At 63.0% G+C, this 13,344-nt stretch carries 15 protein-coding genes and 2 pseudogenes; 11 read left to right on the top strand and 6 right to left on the bottom strand.

What is annotated here, in order from left to right; translation table 11 throughout:
• Window positions 1–272: 272 nt before the first annotated feature.
• Window positions 273–503, top strand: coding sequence for a hypothetical protein (locus OKW38_RS05285; RefSeq protein WP_429360315.1), 231 nt, complete (start codon window positions 273–275; stop codon window positions 501–503).
• Between the two features lie 579 nt (window positions 504–1,082).
• Here the strand turns inward: OKW38_RS05285 and OKW38_RS05280 are convergent.
• Window positions 1,083–3,374, bottom strand: a complete 2,292-nt coding sequence (locus OKW38_RS05280; protein WP_429360313.1) for an FdhF/YdeP family oxidoreductase — start codon at window positions 3,372–3,374, stop codon at window positions 1,083–1,085.
• 135 nt (window positions 3,375–3,509) lie between these two features.
• On the opposite strand from OKW38_RS05280, the gene OKW38_RS05275 reads away from it, so the two are divergent.
• Window positions 3,510–3,680 (top strand): hypothetical protein, encoded by a 171-nt coding sequence (locus OKW38_RS05275; protein ID WP_429360311.1) that lies wholly within the window; start codon window positions 3,510–3,512, stop codon window positions 3,678–3,680.
• Window positions 3,681–3,827: 147 nt separating this feature from the next.
• A complete protein-coding gene (locus OKW38_RS05270; RefSeq protein WP_429360309.1) occupies window positions 3,828–4,343 on the top strand; it encodes a hypothetical protein in 516 nt (171 codons plus the stop codon).
• A gap of 199 nt (window positions 4,344–4,542) precedes the next feature.
• Here the strand turns inward: OKW38_RS05270 and OKW38_RS05265 are convergent, their stop codons facing one another.
• Window positions 4,543–5,406 (bottom strand): MBL fold metallo-hydrolase, encoded by an 864-nt coding sequence (locus OKW38_RS05265; protein WP_184059149.1) that lies wholly within the window; start codon window positions 5,404–5,406, stop codon window positions 4,543–4,545.
• Window positions 5,407–5,510: 104 nt separating this feature from the next.
• A pseudogene (locus OKW38_RS05260) lies at window positions 5,511–5,893 on the bottom strand (hypothetical protein); the annotation flags it as partial.
• A gap of 959 nt (window positions 5,894–6,852) precedes the next feature.
• Here OKW38_RS05260 and OKW38_RS05255 point away from each other — a divergent pair.
• From OKW38_RS05255 to OKW38_RS05245, 3 genes are all read left to right on the top strand, one after another.
• Window positions 6,853–7,104 (top strand): hypothetical protein, encoded by a 252-nt coding sequence (locus OKW38_RS05255; RefSeq protein WP_429360307.1) that lies wholly within the window; start codon window positions 6,853–6,855, stop codon window positions 7,102–7,104.
• A 70-nt stretch (window positions 7,105–7,174) separates the two neighbouring features.
• Window positions 7,175–7,516, top strand: coding sequence for a hypothetical protein (locus OKW38_RS05250; protein WP_244144712.1), 342 nt, complete (start codon window positions 7,175–7,177; stop codon window positions 7,514–7,516).
• Window positions 7,517–7,582: 66 nt separating this feature from the next.
• Window positions 7,583–8,182: a hemerythrin domain-containing protein gene (locus OKW38_RS05245; protein WP_090810555.1), complete on the top strand. Its 600-nt coding sequence runs from the start codon at window positions 7,583–7,585 to the stop codon at window positions 8,180–8,182.
• A gap of 42 nt (window positions 8,183–8,224) precedes the next feature.
• On the opposite strand, the gene OKW38_RS05240 is transcribed toward OKW38_RS05245, so the two are convergent.
• Window positions 8,225–8,566 carry a hypothetical protein gene (locus tag OKW38_RS05240; protein ID WP_429360305.1) on the bottom strand — a complete coding sequence of 114 codons (342 nt, stop codon included), beginning with the start codon at window positions 8,564–8,566 and terminating at the stop codon, window positions 8,225–8,227.
• A gap of 232 nt (window positions 8,567–8,798) precedes the next feature.
• The gene (locus OKW38_RS05235) at window positions 8,799–9,785 is read right to left on the bottom strand and encodes a hypothetical protein (RefSeq protein WP_090810559.1); all 987 of its coding nucleotides are present in this window, start codon (window positions 9,783–9,785) and stop codon (window positions 8,799–8,801) included.
• Between the two features lie 347 nt (window positions 9,786–10,132).
• Between OKW38_RS05235 and OKW38_RS05230 the strand changes: the two genes are divergently transcribed.
• From OKW38_RS05230 to OKW38_RS05220, 3 genes and pseudogenes are all read left to right on the top strand, one after another.
• On the top strand, window positions 10,133–10,537 hold the full coding sequence (locus tag OKW38_RS05230; RefSeq protein ID WP_184059155.1) for a DUF427 domain-containing protein: 405 nt from the start codon (window positions 10,133–10,135) through the stop codon (window positions 10,535–10,537).
• 398 nt (window positions 10,538–10,935) lie between these two features.
• Window positions 10,936–11,151 carry a hypothetical protein gene (locus tag OKW38_RS05225; RefSeq protein WP_429360303.1) on the top strand — a complete coding sequence of 72 codons (216 nt, stop codon included), beginning with the start codon at window positions 10,936–10,938 and terminating at the stop codon, window positions 11,149–11,151.
• A 251-nt stretch (window positions 11,152–11,402) separates the two neighbouring features.
• Window positions 11,403–11,874, top strand: a pseudogene (locus OKW38_RS05220) (LysE family translocator).
• On the opposite strand, the gene OKW38_RS05215 reads toward OKW38_RS05220, so the two are convergent.
• A complete protein-coding gene (locus OKW38_RS05215; protein ID WP_429360302.1) occupies window positions 11,875–12,294 on the bottom strand; it encodes a PPC domain-containing DNA-binding protein in 420 nt (139 codons plus the stop codon).
• Between the two features lie 156 nt (window positions 12,295–12,450).
• On the opposite strand from OKW38_RS05215, the gene OKW38_RS05210 reads away from it, so the two are divergent.
• Both OKW38_RS05210 and OKW38_RS05205 read left to right on the top strand, forming a co-directional pair.
• Window positions 12,451–12,903, top strand: a complete 453-nt coding sequence (locus tag OKW38_RS05210; RefSeq protein WP_090810567.1) for a MarR family winged helix-turn-helix transcriptional regulator — start codon at window positions 12,451–12,453, stop codon at window positions 12,901–12,903.
• 144 nt (window positions 12,904–13,047) lie between these two features.
• Window positions 13,048–13,320 (top strand): hypothetical protein, encoded by a 273-nt coding sequence (locus tag OKW38_RS05205; RefSeq protein ID WP_429360300.1) that lies wholly within the window; start codon window positions 13,048–13,050, stop codon window positions 13,318–13,320.
• Window positions 13,321–13,344: the final 24 nt, after the last annotated feature.

Raw genomic sequence — 13,344 nt, 5'->3', positions numbered from 1 at the left:
CGCCAATACACAACATGCAATGGACTTTCAGGCGGTGTTAGCCCGCGTGGAAGCCCAGCGGCAAGCGTTCAACAACTACGGCGGGGTGACTAGTTCGTCGGCTTTCCTCCCGTCAGACAACGTAGCGTCGGGTAGCCCCGTCGACTTCAGTACCGCAACAGCGTCCTGGCGTTACAAGGCAATCTTGGCCGCGCGTTGATACGGCTCGCGGCTGCTAATCGCATCAAAATCAAGACAACCAACTGTAGAGAATTGAACTGTAGAGAATTGAAATGAAAAAGATCTTCCTTGTACTGTTCGCCTTCCTTACCAGCACATCGGTGCTTGCGCAAAGCAATCTGCCGCAGCAATTGCCGTCGCAGCAGCCAGCGTCCGCCGTGCAACCGTCCACGAAGCAGCTTTCACAGGGTGGGCCGCAGCTTCCGCAACCTCCACAGCTTCCGCAGATTCCGCAACTTCCGACACAAGCGTCGACGCAAGTCCCGACCCAGCTTTCGAAATAACCCCGTATGGCTGCGCAACCCGCGCAGCCATACCTGGGAGACCGGCGATTGTCGCGGCTACCCGGATTCTGTTCATCACCGTAGGCGCATGTGATGCACGACGGCGTTTGCCGGCGATTCGTTCATGACGCCGGCAGATCGCTGGCCGCGAGACCGTGGTTGGTTGAGCAATGGACTGCTCTCAACCCTTCCTCAGCAATTCGATGAGGCGCGCGCACAGGTCGCGGACATCGCGCATGGACTGCGTGTCGCGTGCGGGGGCTGCCGACGCGATGAAACGGACGATGCCGGGTTGCCGGCAAATCGAACCGCAGCCCGGAGGCAGCGATGGAATGCCATGAACGCTTCTGGAGAAACGCTGTCCCCGAATCCGTAGGCGACGTCGCAGTATCCGAACACTATGTGGCGTCGTGCGCTGTCCTTCAATGCCGGGTAACGGACATCACGCGTTGCGGGCCGCTGGCCCGACTATGATGGAGATGGGCACGCGCTTATCATGCCCTTCACGCGCTGCCCGGGTGTAATTCAGCGGCCGGCACCGGTAACGATGCCGGCCTCTTTGTATCTACGAAGCACTGATCACCGCGTGGCCGCCAGTACGCGCACCGGAATCGACTTCGCGCCCGGCACCTTGCTCTCTTTCGCGTAGTGCCATAGCGGCAGCAGCGGATTGCATTCCGGGTAATAGCCGCCGATGCATCCCTGCGGCACGTCGAACGGCACGACGGTCAGTCCGTCGACGTGCCGCTCGACGCCGTCGTCCGCGATCGTCTCGAGGCAGATGCGGTCGCCGTGCGCGAGTCCGCGCTTCTCCATGTCGGCCCGATTCATCAGAATCACCATGCGCGAACCCTTGATGCCTCTGAAGCGGTCGTCGAGGCCATAGATGGTCGTGTTGAACTGGCTGTCACTGCGCAAGGTCATCAACCGCAGCGAATCGGGCTCACGCGCGGGCATGTCCGGATCTTCGCCGATCGCAGTCGGCACCATGAATTCGGCCTTGCCGCTTTTGGTCTTCCACTTGCGCTCCCGCGCCGGCAGCGGCCGGATCACGCCGCCGGGTGTCCACATGCGCGCCTCGAAATCACCGAACATCTCGGGCCATGTCTTCGACATCTCCAGACGCACGCGCGAATAGTCGTCGCGCCATGCATCCCAGTCGACGCTCGAGCGCTCGCCGAGCGTCGCCTTCGCGATGCCCGCGACGATGAACGGCTCCGAGCGGATCGTCGGCGCGGCCGGTTCGGCCATGCCACGCGAGCCATGAAAGTGCGCCGTGCTGTCTTCCATCGACACCGCCTGCGCGCCGCCCGCCTGCCGGTCGATCTCGATGCGGCTCAGACACGGCAGCAGATACGAGCGCTGGCCGTGCACCAAGTGGCTGCGATTGAGCTTGGTCGCCACGTTGACGGTCAACCCGAGCGCGGCCCACGCCGGTTCGGTGCGCACCCGGTCGGGCACCGAGCGCACGAGGTTGCCGCCGAGGTTGATCATCGCGTTGACCTTGCCGTCGAGCATCGCCTCGAAGGCCTCGACGATGTTCATGCCTTTCTCGCGCGGCGGCTCGAACGAAAACTGGCTGGCCAGTTGATCGAGCGGCGCGAGCTCCGGCTTTTCGGTAATGCCGACCGTGCGCTGCCCCTGCACGTTCGAATGCCCGCGCACCGGCGACGGCCCGGCGCCCGGCTTGCCGATATTGCCGCGCAGCAGCAGCAGATTGCACAGCATGCGCACGTTCTGCACGCCCATCCGATGCTGCGTGAGACCCATGCCGTAATGGATGATCACCGCGTTCGCCTTCATGTACTCGTCGGCGGCTGCCTGGAGCGCGTCGCGCGGCAATCCGCTCACTCGCTCGATGTCGTCCCAGTTCGCGTCGCGCGCGTACTGAGCGAATTGCTCATAGCCGTTCGTATGCTCGCGGATGAAATCGACGTCGACGACGCGCGCGTCGCCCGTGCTCACCGCGCGATCGTCCGCTTCGATGACGAGCTTGCAGATGCCGAGGATCGCGGCGCTATCGCCACCCGTCTTCACCTGGTGGTATTGCGTGCTGATCTGCGTATCGGTGGGTGTGAGCATCTCCAACGCTGACTGCGGGTTTGCGAAATGCAGCAGCCCCGGCTCGCGTAGCGGATTGAACGTGATGATCGGCACGCCGCGTTTGCGCGCGTCCTGCAACTGATGCAGCATGCGCGGACTATTGGTGCCGACGTTCTGGCCGAAGAAGAACATCAGGTCGGTCTTCTCGAAGTCGTCGAGCGAGACTGTACCGACGCCCACGCCAATCGCTTCCTTGAGGCCGACGCTGGTGCTTTCGTGGCACATGTTCGAGCTGTCGGGCAGATTGTTGGTGCCGTACATGCGCGCGAAAAGCTGCAGCATGTACGAGGTCTCCAGTGAAGCGCGGCCCGAGGTGTAGAACACCACGCTGGCCGGGTCCAGCGTGCGCAGCTCGGCGCCGATCGCATCGAATGCTTGCTGCCACGGCACCGGCACGTAGCGGTCGGTAGGCGGGTCGTAGCGCAGCGGCTCGGTCAACCGCCCCGCTTCCTCGAGATCGTGGTCGTGCCATTTGGCGAGCTCGCTGACCGTGTGGACCTCGAAGAAATCGGGCGTTACGCGTTTGGCCGTCAGATCCCACGCGGTCGCTTTCGCACCGCTTTCGCAAAACTCGAACGTATGCGGATCGGCCGGCTTCGCCCACGAGCAGCTCACACACATGAAACCGTCGGGCTTATTCTGATGCATCAGAACCTGGCTATCCTTCAGCGGTGCTTTTTCCTGCAGCAGGATCGTCGCCACCGCCTTGACCGACCCCCATCCGCCCGAGGCGTAGGGATACGCGTCGCTTTTGTCTTCCTTGTTCATGAGTCCACCCGTTTGGCCGTAAATATCACGTCATGACGTACCAGCACACGGCGTTCCCGCTGCGGCGCCCGGTCGCGGTACGATGTTTGCTATCCGCAGGCTGACTCGCCGTGCCGCAAGCCAACCGCCAACTTCATGACCGACACCTCCATCCCGCGCGACACGTCCGCCCGTCTGAACGCGATGCGCAGGACGTTGCGCGAAGTGTTCGGGATCAGTCGGCTGCGCCCCGGCCAACGGGACATCATCCGCAGCGTCATTGCGGGCGCGTTCTCGGCAACGCATCGAACTCGTCGTCGTCGATGAAGCGCACTGCGTATCGCAGTGGGGGCCACGATTTTCGGCCGGCATTCCTGCGCATCGTCCGCGCGGAACGCGCCATGCCGCTCCTCGCGCGTACCGCTGTCCGCGATCATGGGGCGCGCGTTTGCGCGCCCGAACCGGAGCCCTGCCATGAAAACGCTCGAGTACAAAATCGGTTCTCCGTGGTATCAGGCCACCCGTGCGACGCTCCGCCGAGCCGTCCCATCGGGGCTGTTGGCCGGCTGCGTGTCGGCGGCGACAGCCGCGGCGGCATCCACGGACGCATCGGGCAGCCCGCTCGCGCCGATCAATGCCGTCACCCACTGCCTGTGGCCGCAACGCGCGCTGCGTGAACGCGGCTTCAGCCTCCGGCATACGGTGACCGGCTTCGCGATCCATCAGGCAGCCGCGATCTTCTGGGCAATGATGTTCGAGCAACTGGTTGACCGGATGGCCGGCCCCGACCCGTCACGACGGCCCGGCGCGACCGCGGTGGCCGCGGCCGCGACCGTGGCGAGCGCGTATGTGGTCGACTACAAGGTGGTGCCCAACAGGCTCACCCCTGGATTCGAGGCGCACCTGTCGCGCCGCTCGCTCGGGAACGTCTACGTGGCGCTCGGCGCGGGCCTGCTCGCGGCCGCGCTGCTGCGGCGGCCGGATCGATGAAATGCGCTCGCGCAAAAAAGAGCCACCAGCCTTCAACCGGCATGGTCGCCTCAAGCGCATTTGAGAACGATGTCCCCTGGAGTCCGAACGGAGGACAAAGGCAGTATAGGAAACGCGCCCCGCCGCGCACGGTGCCTCGGCCAGGCGCAAGACGTGAGCGATCCGCGAAGCACCGGGCGCGCTCGCAAGCCTGCGAGCATCACGCCATCTGCTCCGCCGGCACCGCCACCGAACGGCCCGCGAGCCGCTCGAATTCGTCGACGTCGTGGCTGCAAAAAATCGTCAACGCGGGGCTCGCCCGCTTCGCCAGATCACGCAGGCGGCGCTGGTTGTACAATCGCGCCGCGCGATCCTTTTCGAGCATCCACTGATAGAAGCGCAAACCGGGTGCGCAATGCGGACGCACCGGGTCGAGCTCGCCGTTGTCGAAATAGGCGTCGCCCGCGAGCAGCAACCAGCCGCCATCACCGTGTACCGCGACGCCCGCGTGACCATAGGTATGGCCTCGCAACGGCACGAGCGCGATCTCGCTCGCGAGTTCTTCGATCGGATGGACCTTGGCGAAGCCCTCCCAACGCTCGGTGTACTGCGGCGAATGCACGCGCCACATGTTCTGATACGACCACTGCTGCGGCCTGAAGCGCTGCCGGTCCAGCCACGTCTTCTGCTGCGCCGCGTATTGGCGCTCGCTCGCGAGCATGTGCACCGTCGCGTGCGGAAAGTCGTCGAGCCCGCCCGCATGGTCGGAATCGAGGTGCGTCATCACGATGTGGCGCACGTCGGCCGGGTCGAAACCGAGCCGCTCGATCTGCCTGATCGCCGTCATTTCATTTCGGAACTCAGGCTTCAGCAGCCTCAGGAAGAATTTGCCGAGGCGCGAATAGGGATCGGCGACATCGCGCAAACCGAAACCGGTATCGACGAGCACGAGCCCCGCCGGACTTTCGACGAGCAGACAATGGCAGGTCAGATGCCCGCGGCGGATCAACGAATCGGGGTGGCCGTTGAACAGCTTGCCGCACAGCGGGCAAGTCGAAATGCAGTTCAGATGGTGCACTTTCATGCCGCGCTCCCGGTCACGGTGACTGCATTCCTGCTTGTCGCTTCCGGGGCAGCCGTCGCGCGGCACGACCGTATGCGTCATTCAGCGAACAGATCCAGTCCGAACACCTCGACGTGATCGCGCAGCAGCGACGACACATAGCCCGGCGGCCGCCCGGCCTCGCCGCTCTCGCGCTTGACCGAAATTCGATAGCTATGGCCGTTCGGCACGTCGGACAAGCTGTATTGCCGGATCTGCTGCAGGCCGAGCGCGGGCACATCGACCGCAATGCCGATGTACTGGCCCGGCTCGAAGTTCGCGACCGGCTGTTCGTCCTTCGGTAAATATTCGCCGACGATCGGATAGTGCTCCGCCTTCACGTCGAGGCTCGCGTGCGTGTTGGCGCCTCGAAGTGCCGTCTGCAGAAACGTTGAATGATCGTATAGCCGTGCGCGGCCAGAACCGGGGCCGTGGCCTTGACGATGTCCTTGGTTTTCTGCGTGAGCATTTCTTTCCTCCTGCAATAGGACGACTGGTTGCCTCGCTCGTGCGCGTAAATGGTGGGGTGGAATTGTCCGAGCGCGCATACCCCTTCAAGCGTATCCAGGCGACCATGCTCCTCCAACCGATGCTCGCTGTCCACAAGCTGAAGGCCATGGACACGCCCGAGCAAACGCGCGCGCCGCGACACGTCCAACATCGGTCGTCCGATTGCAGACGAACGCGGGCCGGTCAGGAAACGTGCCGTGCGCGCCCACACGCGCTGGAAGCATTTCCGTCAAGGTCCGAAAAACGTGTTGCAGAATTTGCCGGCCACATTGCACGTCTGTTGACCCGAAGGCTGCACATTGGTGCGCTCGGCCGACGTCGCGCACCCACCCATCATGGCGACGGCAAATGTCATCACGAGCGTTCCGCGCAGCGCTGCCGCGCGCCGATTCTTCGCTGCGTGAGTCGCGTTGCGATCACCATCGCAACGCGCGGATGCGCCGCGCTTGCGTGCATCGGTAGCGCACGAGCCTTGTCCGACATCAGGCATTTCGCCCTCCCTCGCGATAGTCACCACGTTCATCGTGCCAAGCACAAAGGGATTTCCAACGAGGGTACCCGAGCGCTGACGCGATCACCACACCGCCTTTTGCTATTTTGATCCAGATCAGAAGTCGACCGACTAACCGACGACGGCGCGAACTTCATTTGCACACGCTGTCATCACGACGTCACACCAACAGTCGAGCGTAGAAGCAATCCGGCGCGTCGGTTCGTCGAATGTGGGTCCCGCAAACTGCGGCGCGAGAGTGGACGGGGCTGTCCACAATGCGGCTGTCTCCGACAACTCACTGCGATGTACTTTTTTTTTTGCAAATGCGAGCATGCTGAATCCGGCGTTTTCGACATGTCATCAAGCCGGTATGACTTACTGTGAACGACGAGTAAGCTGGAGATAACAAAACGGGGAGAGAACCTGTGAAAGCCGCGCGTAATCACAACGACGTCACAAGGAAATTGACGCATATCAGCGGGATTGTCCAGCGCCTCGAACAACTCGTTCAATCCGACCGCGTCGACTGGCAGGGCACGGGAATTGCGACGCTGGCTTACTGGCGCGCGCGCATCGAGGCCAACGCCGAACTGCCGCCGGCGCTGCAGCCGCAAGCGCGGCTCGCTACGCTCGAAGCACGGAGCCAGCGCCGCTCGAGCGCGCAGGGCGGCAATTAACGCCGCGCCCGTCGCGCATGATCATCGCGCACCGGCACGATCACACACTCACGCGACGAAGGACATGATGATGATGCGGACCTACGAATACCACGGGTTCACGATCGAGGTGACCGTCGAGGCGGATTTCACGTTGCGCCCCGCCGGGCGCGCGGCGGTACGCACACGCTACGCGGCGGTGGTTCACATCTATCAGGCGGGCGCTGCGGTCGCAACGTTCTCGCCGCTGCGCGTCGACATTGGAGGCAGCCGGCCGTTCGACACCGAGGCCGATGCGTTGATGGGCGGATATAGCGCGGCGCGGCGAATCGTCGACGACCTGTTCGCCCGTGCGGCGGATGCCGCGGACTCCGCGTTGAGCGCCCTCACGAGCAGCAACGCACTCCGCTCGCGGCAGCCGACACCGCGTTGATCGATTGCTGGGCAGCGGGAATGGCGCATGCGGTATCCGCCGGCACCCTTTCCCTGGAGAAACGCCATGTCCAATGACGCCTCATCGCTGTCGCCGTCGATTACGTCGATGATCCGCCTCGACCATATGCACGTGCTCGCCGCTTCGCACCGATACCACGCGTCCACGCCGTGGTGGCGCAAACGCGCGATCGTCAACGGCGTGTGCGACGCGCTCGATATCCACGCGCAGCTCGAGGAGGAAATTTTCTACCCGGCGCTCGGCCGCGCGCTCGGCAATGACGAGGCACTGAGAAAAAGCCGTCCCGAGCACGACGAGATGCGCGCAACGATCGCGAAGCTGCGCGGGATGGGCCCCGAAAACGCCGCCTACGACGGGCTCTTTTATCAACTGATCCGCGAAGTCGCTCATCATGTCGCCGACGAGGAAACCATCCTGCTGCCCGACGCCGAGCGCGTGCTGAAGAACGAACTGCAGTCGCTCGGCGCCGCGATGACGCGCCGCCGGATGCAGTTGCTCGGAGAGCGCCCGATGGACATTGCGGTGAATGCCGCGGGCACGTTTCCGATCGCCACGCTGCTGCTGGGATCGACTGTATTGCTCGCGTTGCGGCATTGGCTGCCGAGGTCGCGGCGCGCGGCACAGACGCGGCGTCAATGGAACTAGCACATTCTACTAACACCACGGGGCGCCGCCCGCGATCGCGCATCAACGATTCGGGCGCGATGCACCCGGCGTGCTCCCGCGCCGCTGTTTCGTCTTCGCCGGTTCACCCGGCTCGACGAGCCCGGCCGCGACGCGGCGCGCGGTTTCGGCCGCGATGTCGAGCGCGTCGTCCCATGACACGTGGCCGCACGTCCCGCGTCGCTCGAAGATCGTGTGATGCTCACCGCCACGCTCCGTCACGACCACGACCCACTGGAAAGCGCCTTCCGAATCCCGGATGACGGTCCAGCTTACGAGGAAGTCGGCAATCTCTATCGTCTGCAGGCGCATGTCCGGCTCGCTGTCGATCCGCTTCGTCGACCGGCTCTGTCCGAGTGTACGCATGGCACGAGGTCCTTCGTTTTGGCCCTTCGTTCAGGGCCTGGTTCTGCTACAACGTGCCCGGCAGATTGCCTGCCGGCATCGGGCTGTTTCGGTTCGTCGTTCATCACGGCTCCCTTGATCGATTCATGTCTGGGCCGAGCAAGCGCTATACCGCATGGCCGCGCGAGAACCAGAAACATTGGATCGCGCGCATGGGTTCGAGCCTCGTTGCTGGACCGGCAAGCTGGCCTGGCTAGAAACTCATCGCGAATCCGAACGACACCCCGTGCACGTTGCGACCGAACACATAGCGCACCATCGCCCGCGTACGGGTGACGATGACGGGATACCTGCTGCTGTCGAGTTCGAGGCCGACTCCCAGCGACGTGAGGTCGTTGAAACCCAGCACGCCGGCACTGTCGCCGAAATAATGCGAGTAAGCGGCTTCCAGCACGTAGCGGACCGGCCGGTCCAGCGCGTGCCAGCCGGTGGGCGCGCGCCAGCGCGTCCATAGGCTCACCTGCTGCGCCATGGCCGAGCCCTGAACGGCCTCCGACGAACCGCCGAAGCTGCGCAGGTAAATATCGGTTGCCCGCAATTCGGCGTCGATTTCGTAGTTTTCGCGGTAGTGTTCGTAGTCGAGCATCAGGGAGCCGCCATAGCCGTAGGCGTTCAGCGAGCCGTTTTCGAGGAACTGCAGGTTGCTGTCGGTGACATGATTGAAGAGGGTCTGCCCCACCTTCAGGTCACTCGAGACACGCCCAATCGTGCCGTTCAAGATCGGACGGAACACCAGTTCGTCCGTGATGCGGAAATCCCACCCCAGGCCGACCGTGCCACTGAAGGTGTTCCACTTCGTCGGCACCGCACGCTGCTGGGCGCCATCCGTGGCAATGAAGATCGGATCGTAGCGGCTGTAGGCGAGCGTGCCCTCCATGTACAACGGAAACGACCTGCTGAGGGTGAAGCCGCCGCCAAATTGCGTCTGCCCGAAGCCGGGATTACCCGTCAGGCCGTTGTTGACCGACAGGTTACTGGTCGTCACGTCCGGGACTGTCGTGTAAGTCATGATCGCGAGCACAGCGTCTGCGTGCTGCTTTACATTGCCGCCAATCACGGTATTGCTCGACAATTGCCTCGGCGCGACCTGTGCGTGCGAAGGGCAGGACAACAGGTTCAAGGTTAGAGCGGCACACGCCCCAAATGCGCGAAGTGACCAACACTTCCGAAGCGCCGGCATAGTCAAACAACCTCGCCATTTGTCGACGAGATTGCAGGCTCACTTGCAGGGTCATACACGGCATATCCAACGAGCATGACGCGCTCCTGTCAGTCGGCTGATCGTGTTCGTCTTCCGCGAAGTCGCCATCCCGTTGCACAAAAGCACGCGCACGCAACTGATGCAATTCCGACGGGCATTGCGCCGCTCACAGCACCTGGAAGGTCTGCGTTAGTATGTGATAGAAATACCTGAAAGGAAGTAGTACGGCAATACGGGCGATCTTCAGTCGCTTGCGTGGCGTTCGGCGACGAACATCGCCGTCGACGCACGAACCTCGCAGCCCCACTTTCGCAGGGAGCCTCGTTATGTCCACTCATTCGGTCCCGAACGACAAACCCGTCAAGATCCCCGGCCCGGATCATCCAATCATGATCGAGCACCACCACGCGCGCGTGATCGTCATGGCAGGCGGTCACGTGATTGCCGATACGCACGACGCATTGACGCTGCTCGAAGCCCGCTATCTGGCCGTGCTGTACATCCCGCGCAAGGACGTCGACATGACCCGGCTCGAACGCACGGCGCACGCCACTTATTGTCCGTACAAGGGCGAATGCGCATACTTCTCGATTCCTTCGGCCGGCGAGCGCGGCACCAACGCGGTGTGGACCTACGAGCACCCATACGACGCTGTCGCGCCGATCCGCGAGCACCTTGCGTTCTATCCCGACCGCGTGGATTCCATCACGCAGGAGCCGGCCGCGCACTAGGCGAACGCGCGCGTCATGCCGCGTGCGGGCGCGGCGATCGCGGCGACCGGCATGGCGCGAGCGGCACGGACGGCGGCGCCGCCGCGCGGCGGCCGCTGCTCGCACCACGCAAGCTATCAATCCGAGCGGGTTTCCCTCTCGCGTTCGAAGTAACAGAATCTACCGTCACGCCTGCTCCCTCACTCGGCTTTCATGCCGGCGCCAACCACCCAGATGGGTGCGCATCCGACCGCCGGTTCCGCTCATTCTCTTTGCAGTCGGTATTCAATCCGCGCCACAGAGATGAATCAACATGGCTGAAAAAGTTACATCGACGCAATCCGCGATCGCACTGGCCGTGCTCCAGGCGATGACGGCGAACTGCACCGGCTCGTTCAGCGTTGGCGGCGTGCTGGTCGATGATAACGGGGCTCGCGCCATTTCTGAAGGAAGCGGTGGCCGAAGACCTGAAGAACGGCGGCACGGGGCACGCGGTCGCGATGCTCGACAACCGCGGCTATCTGCTGCTCTGTGTCTGCCGCGCGTCGAGGGGCTGTCGAAAATTCGGCGCGCCTTTCTCGAAGTCACGCGCGGCTATGCAGCAAGCTGCTGACGACGCTGCCGCCGCTCTATAGTCAATCGATCAAGGTCAGGCCGGTGCAGGCGACGGATCAGGCCTTGATTCATTCACTGGGATGACGCCTGGTGGTATTCGACTACCGACCGGCGAAACGGCACGGGCTGCGATAGCCCGTGCCGTTTTTTATGCTTGCCGACTCGCGAAAAATCATGCGCGGAATCGAATCAGGTTCACAGCGCATGCGCGTCGAATGGATCACCCCAACCCTAAAAAGACCTTAACACCTCGGCCCGCCACGGAGGATTCATCTTGCATTCCGTCAAGTTCCTGCTTGCGCTTGCGGGTGTCCTGTTGCTAAGCGTCGCGAGCCCGGGACCCAACTTTCTGATCGTCGATCTGGCTCGGCATCAAGATGATCGTGACCGCGCGGCGGCCGTTGTCCGCGGACGTCGGCAGCACCGCGTCCGGCTGGGCTGCGACGAAGAAAGGCTATTTCGTCAGCATGACGAACCCGAAGTCCATCGCGTTCTACGGCAGCATCTTTGCGTTGATGGTGCCCGCGCATGCGCCGTTGTGGCTCGATATCGCGGTCGTGGCGCTGTCGATCGGCATTTCGTGCGCGTGGTACTGCGCGATGGCGTTGCTCGCCTCGCATCCGTCGGTTCGGCGCAAGGCCGGGCTGGATACGGCAGCGGGTGTGCTGGTGGGGGTCGGCGGGCGGATGTTGGCGGGGCGTTCAGCGACTACCGGCGCGCGAAGCGATAGCGCCTTTGCGTGATCAGGAGGAGCCGGACTGCGGAGCGCCGCCGCCGCGAATCACGAGTTCCATAAAACCCGTCTGCGGATCAGGCTCCCGCGCGAACGAATGGCCCGGAACCGACACGAGCAACAACTCGACGGTCGTGCGTACCGTGCAGCCGCGCGCCACATGACCGCCGAATACCTGCCCGCGCGCATCCGCGATCGACATGTGCAGATGAGCGCCATCGGGCGAGACGGAGCCTGCGAGGGTCAATATTTCGAGGTCGCCGCGAATTTCCGTCGGCGCTTGCGCGCCAGCGAACCTCAATGCCGCAACGTGGAGGCTGCCGATGCCCTGGACGACGAAGGCCGCTTGCAGGTCGCGTTGACGAAACGCGTCTTCGACGGCGACGCGAAGGTCGTCGCCGGGCGCGAGTCGGAGGGGATGGGCTTGCATGCCTGGGCCGGTTGAGACGCGGTGGACTCGGGGATTATGCGTGAATGAGGAAGTATCTCACAGGCGCTTGTTTATGCTGGGTTCGTGCGGACTCGACGGCGAAAATATCTTCAGTTTACTTGTACAGTTAAACTGTATATCTGCTATGTTCCCGGCATGTCACGACAATCACCGTCTTCCCAATCTACCGATCTAGCCGCCCTTGCGGGCGAACTGCGCATTGCCGTGAGCAAACTGGTTCGCCGCGCGCGAGAACATTCGCAATCGAGCGACTTTACGTCGGCGCAGAAGTCGGTGCTGTTTCATCTGGAGCGCGACGGCCCAGCCACAGTTTCCGCGCTAGCGCGAGCGCAGCGCGTAAAACCACAGTCCATGCGCATTACCGTTGCCGGTCTGGAGACGCTGGGCGTCGTCAAAGGCGAAGCGGATCCAACCGACGGACGCAAAACCCTTATCCATCTCACCCCCACGTTCAGACGAACGCTCAAGGCAAGTCGGGCGGCCAAAGAGGACTGGCTGATCGGTGCCTTGCAAGCGCAGCTATCGCCGCGAGAACAGGCCACGCTCGCCGCCGCGGTGGAACTGCTGCAGCGGCTCGCTGACTCCTGAACGTTTGCAGGTACTTCATCCGAACCGGCATCGAAACGGGCACAGCCCGCGACCTCATCGATTTACTCGATTCAAGGAGCAACTGAAACGGATTGGCCGCATGTCGTCTCTTATTTTTTCGGCGGTGTCCTGTTCGCGAATGCCGTGCCGCATTTCGTCAGCGGTGTGATGGGCGAGCCGTTTCAGAGCCCGTTCGCGAAGCCGTCCGGAAAAGGGCTGTCGTCATCGACCGTCAATGTACTGTGGGGCTTCTTCAATATGGTCGTCGGCTATCTTCTGGTTTTTCGTGTTGGCGACTTTCGGATCGAGGCAACGGGTGATGCCGTGCCATTCGGCCTCGGTATCCTGGCGATGGGCATGCTCTGTGCGCGGCTGTTCGGTCCTTTGCATGGCGGCAACATGCCGAAACGTACTTGAGCGCCTCCTAAACGATAGTCGGCG

Source organism: Paraburkholderia sp. MM5496-R1, from assembly GCF_050436205.1.
GTDB classification, from domain to species: domain Bacteria; phylum Pseudomonadota; class Gammaproteobacteria; order Burkholderiales; family Burkholderiaceae; genus Paraburkholderia; species Paraburkholderia tuberum.
This window is presented reverse-complemented; position numbering and strand designations above follow the sequence as displayed.

Bases quoted from the DNA above. Each gene is read 5' to 3' on its own strand.
- OKW38_RS05285 (WP_429360315.1), top strand. From the start codon at position 273: ATGAAAAAGATCTTCCTTGTACTGTTCGCCTTCCTTACCAGCACATCG.
- OKW38_RS05280 (WP_429360313.1), bottom strand. From the start codon at position 3,374: ATGAACAAGGAAGACAAAAGCGACGCGTATCCCTACGCCTCGGGCGGA.
- OKW38_RS05275 (WP_429360311.1), top strand. From the start codon at position 3,510: ATGACCGACACCTCCATCCCGCGCGACACGTCCGCCCGTCTGAACGCG.
- OKW38_RS05270 (WP_429360309.1), top strand. From the start codon at position 3,828: ATGAAAACGCTCGAGTACAAAATCGGTTCTCCGTGGTATCAGGCCACC.
- OKW38_RS05265 (WP_184059149.1), bottom strand. From the start codon at position 5,406: ATGAAAGTGCACCATCTGAACTGCATTTCGACTTGCCCGCTGTGCGGC.
- OKW38_RS05250 (WP_244144712.1), top strand. From the start codon at position 7,175: ATGATGCGGACCTACGAATACCACGGGTTCACGATCGAGGTGACCGTC.
- OKW38_RS05245 (WP_090810555.1), top strand. From the start codon at position 7,583: ATGTCCAATGACGCCTCATCGCTGTCGCCGTCGATTACGTCGATGATC.
- OKW38_RS05240 (WP_429360305.1), bottom strand. From the start codon at position 8,566: ATGCGTACACTCGGACAGAGCCGGTCGACGAAGCGGATCGACAGCGAG.
- OKW38_RS05235 (WP_090810559.1), bottom strand. From the start codon at position 9,785: ATGCCGGCGCTTCGGAAGTGTTGGTCACTTCGCGCATTTGGGGCGTGT.
- OKW38_RS05230 (WP_184059155.1), top strand. From the start codon at position 10,133: ATGTCCACTCATTCGGTCCCGAACGACAAACCCGTCAAGATCCCCGGC.
- OKW38_RS05225 (WP_429360303.1), top strand. From the start codon at position 10,936: ATGATAACGGGGCTCGCGCCATTTCTGAAGGAAGCGGTGGCCGAAGAC.
- OKW38_RS05215 (WP_429360302.1), bottom strand. From the start codon at position 12,294: ATGCAAGCCCATCCCCTCCGACTCGCGCCCGGCGACGACCTTCGCGTC.
- OKW38_RS05210 (WP_090810567.1), top strand. From the start codon at position 12,451: ATGTCACGACAATCACCGTCTTCCCAATCTACCGATCTAGCCGCCCTT.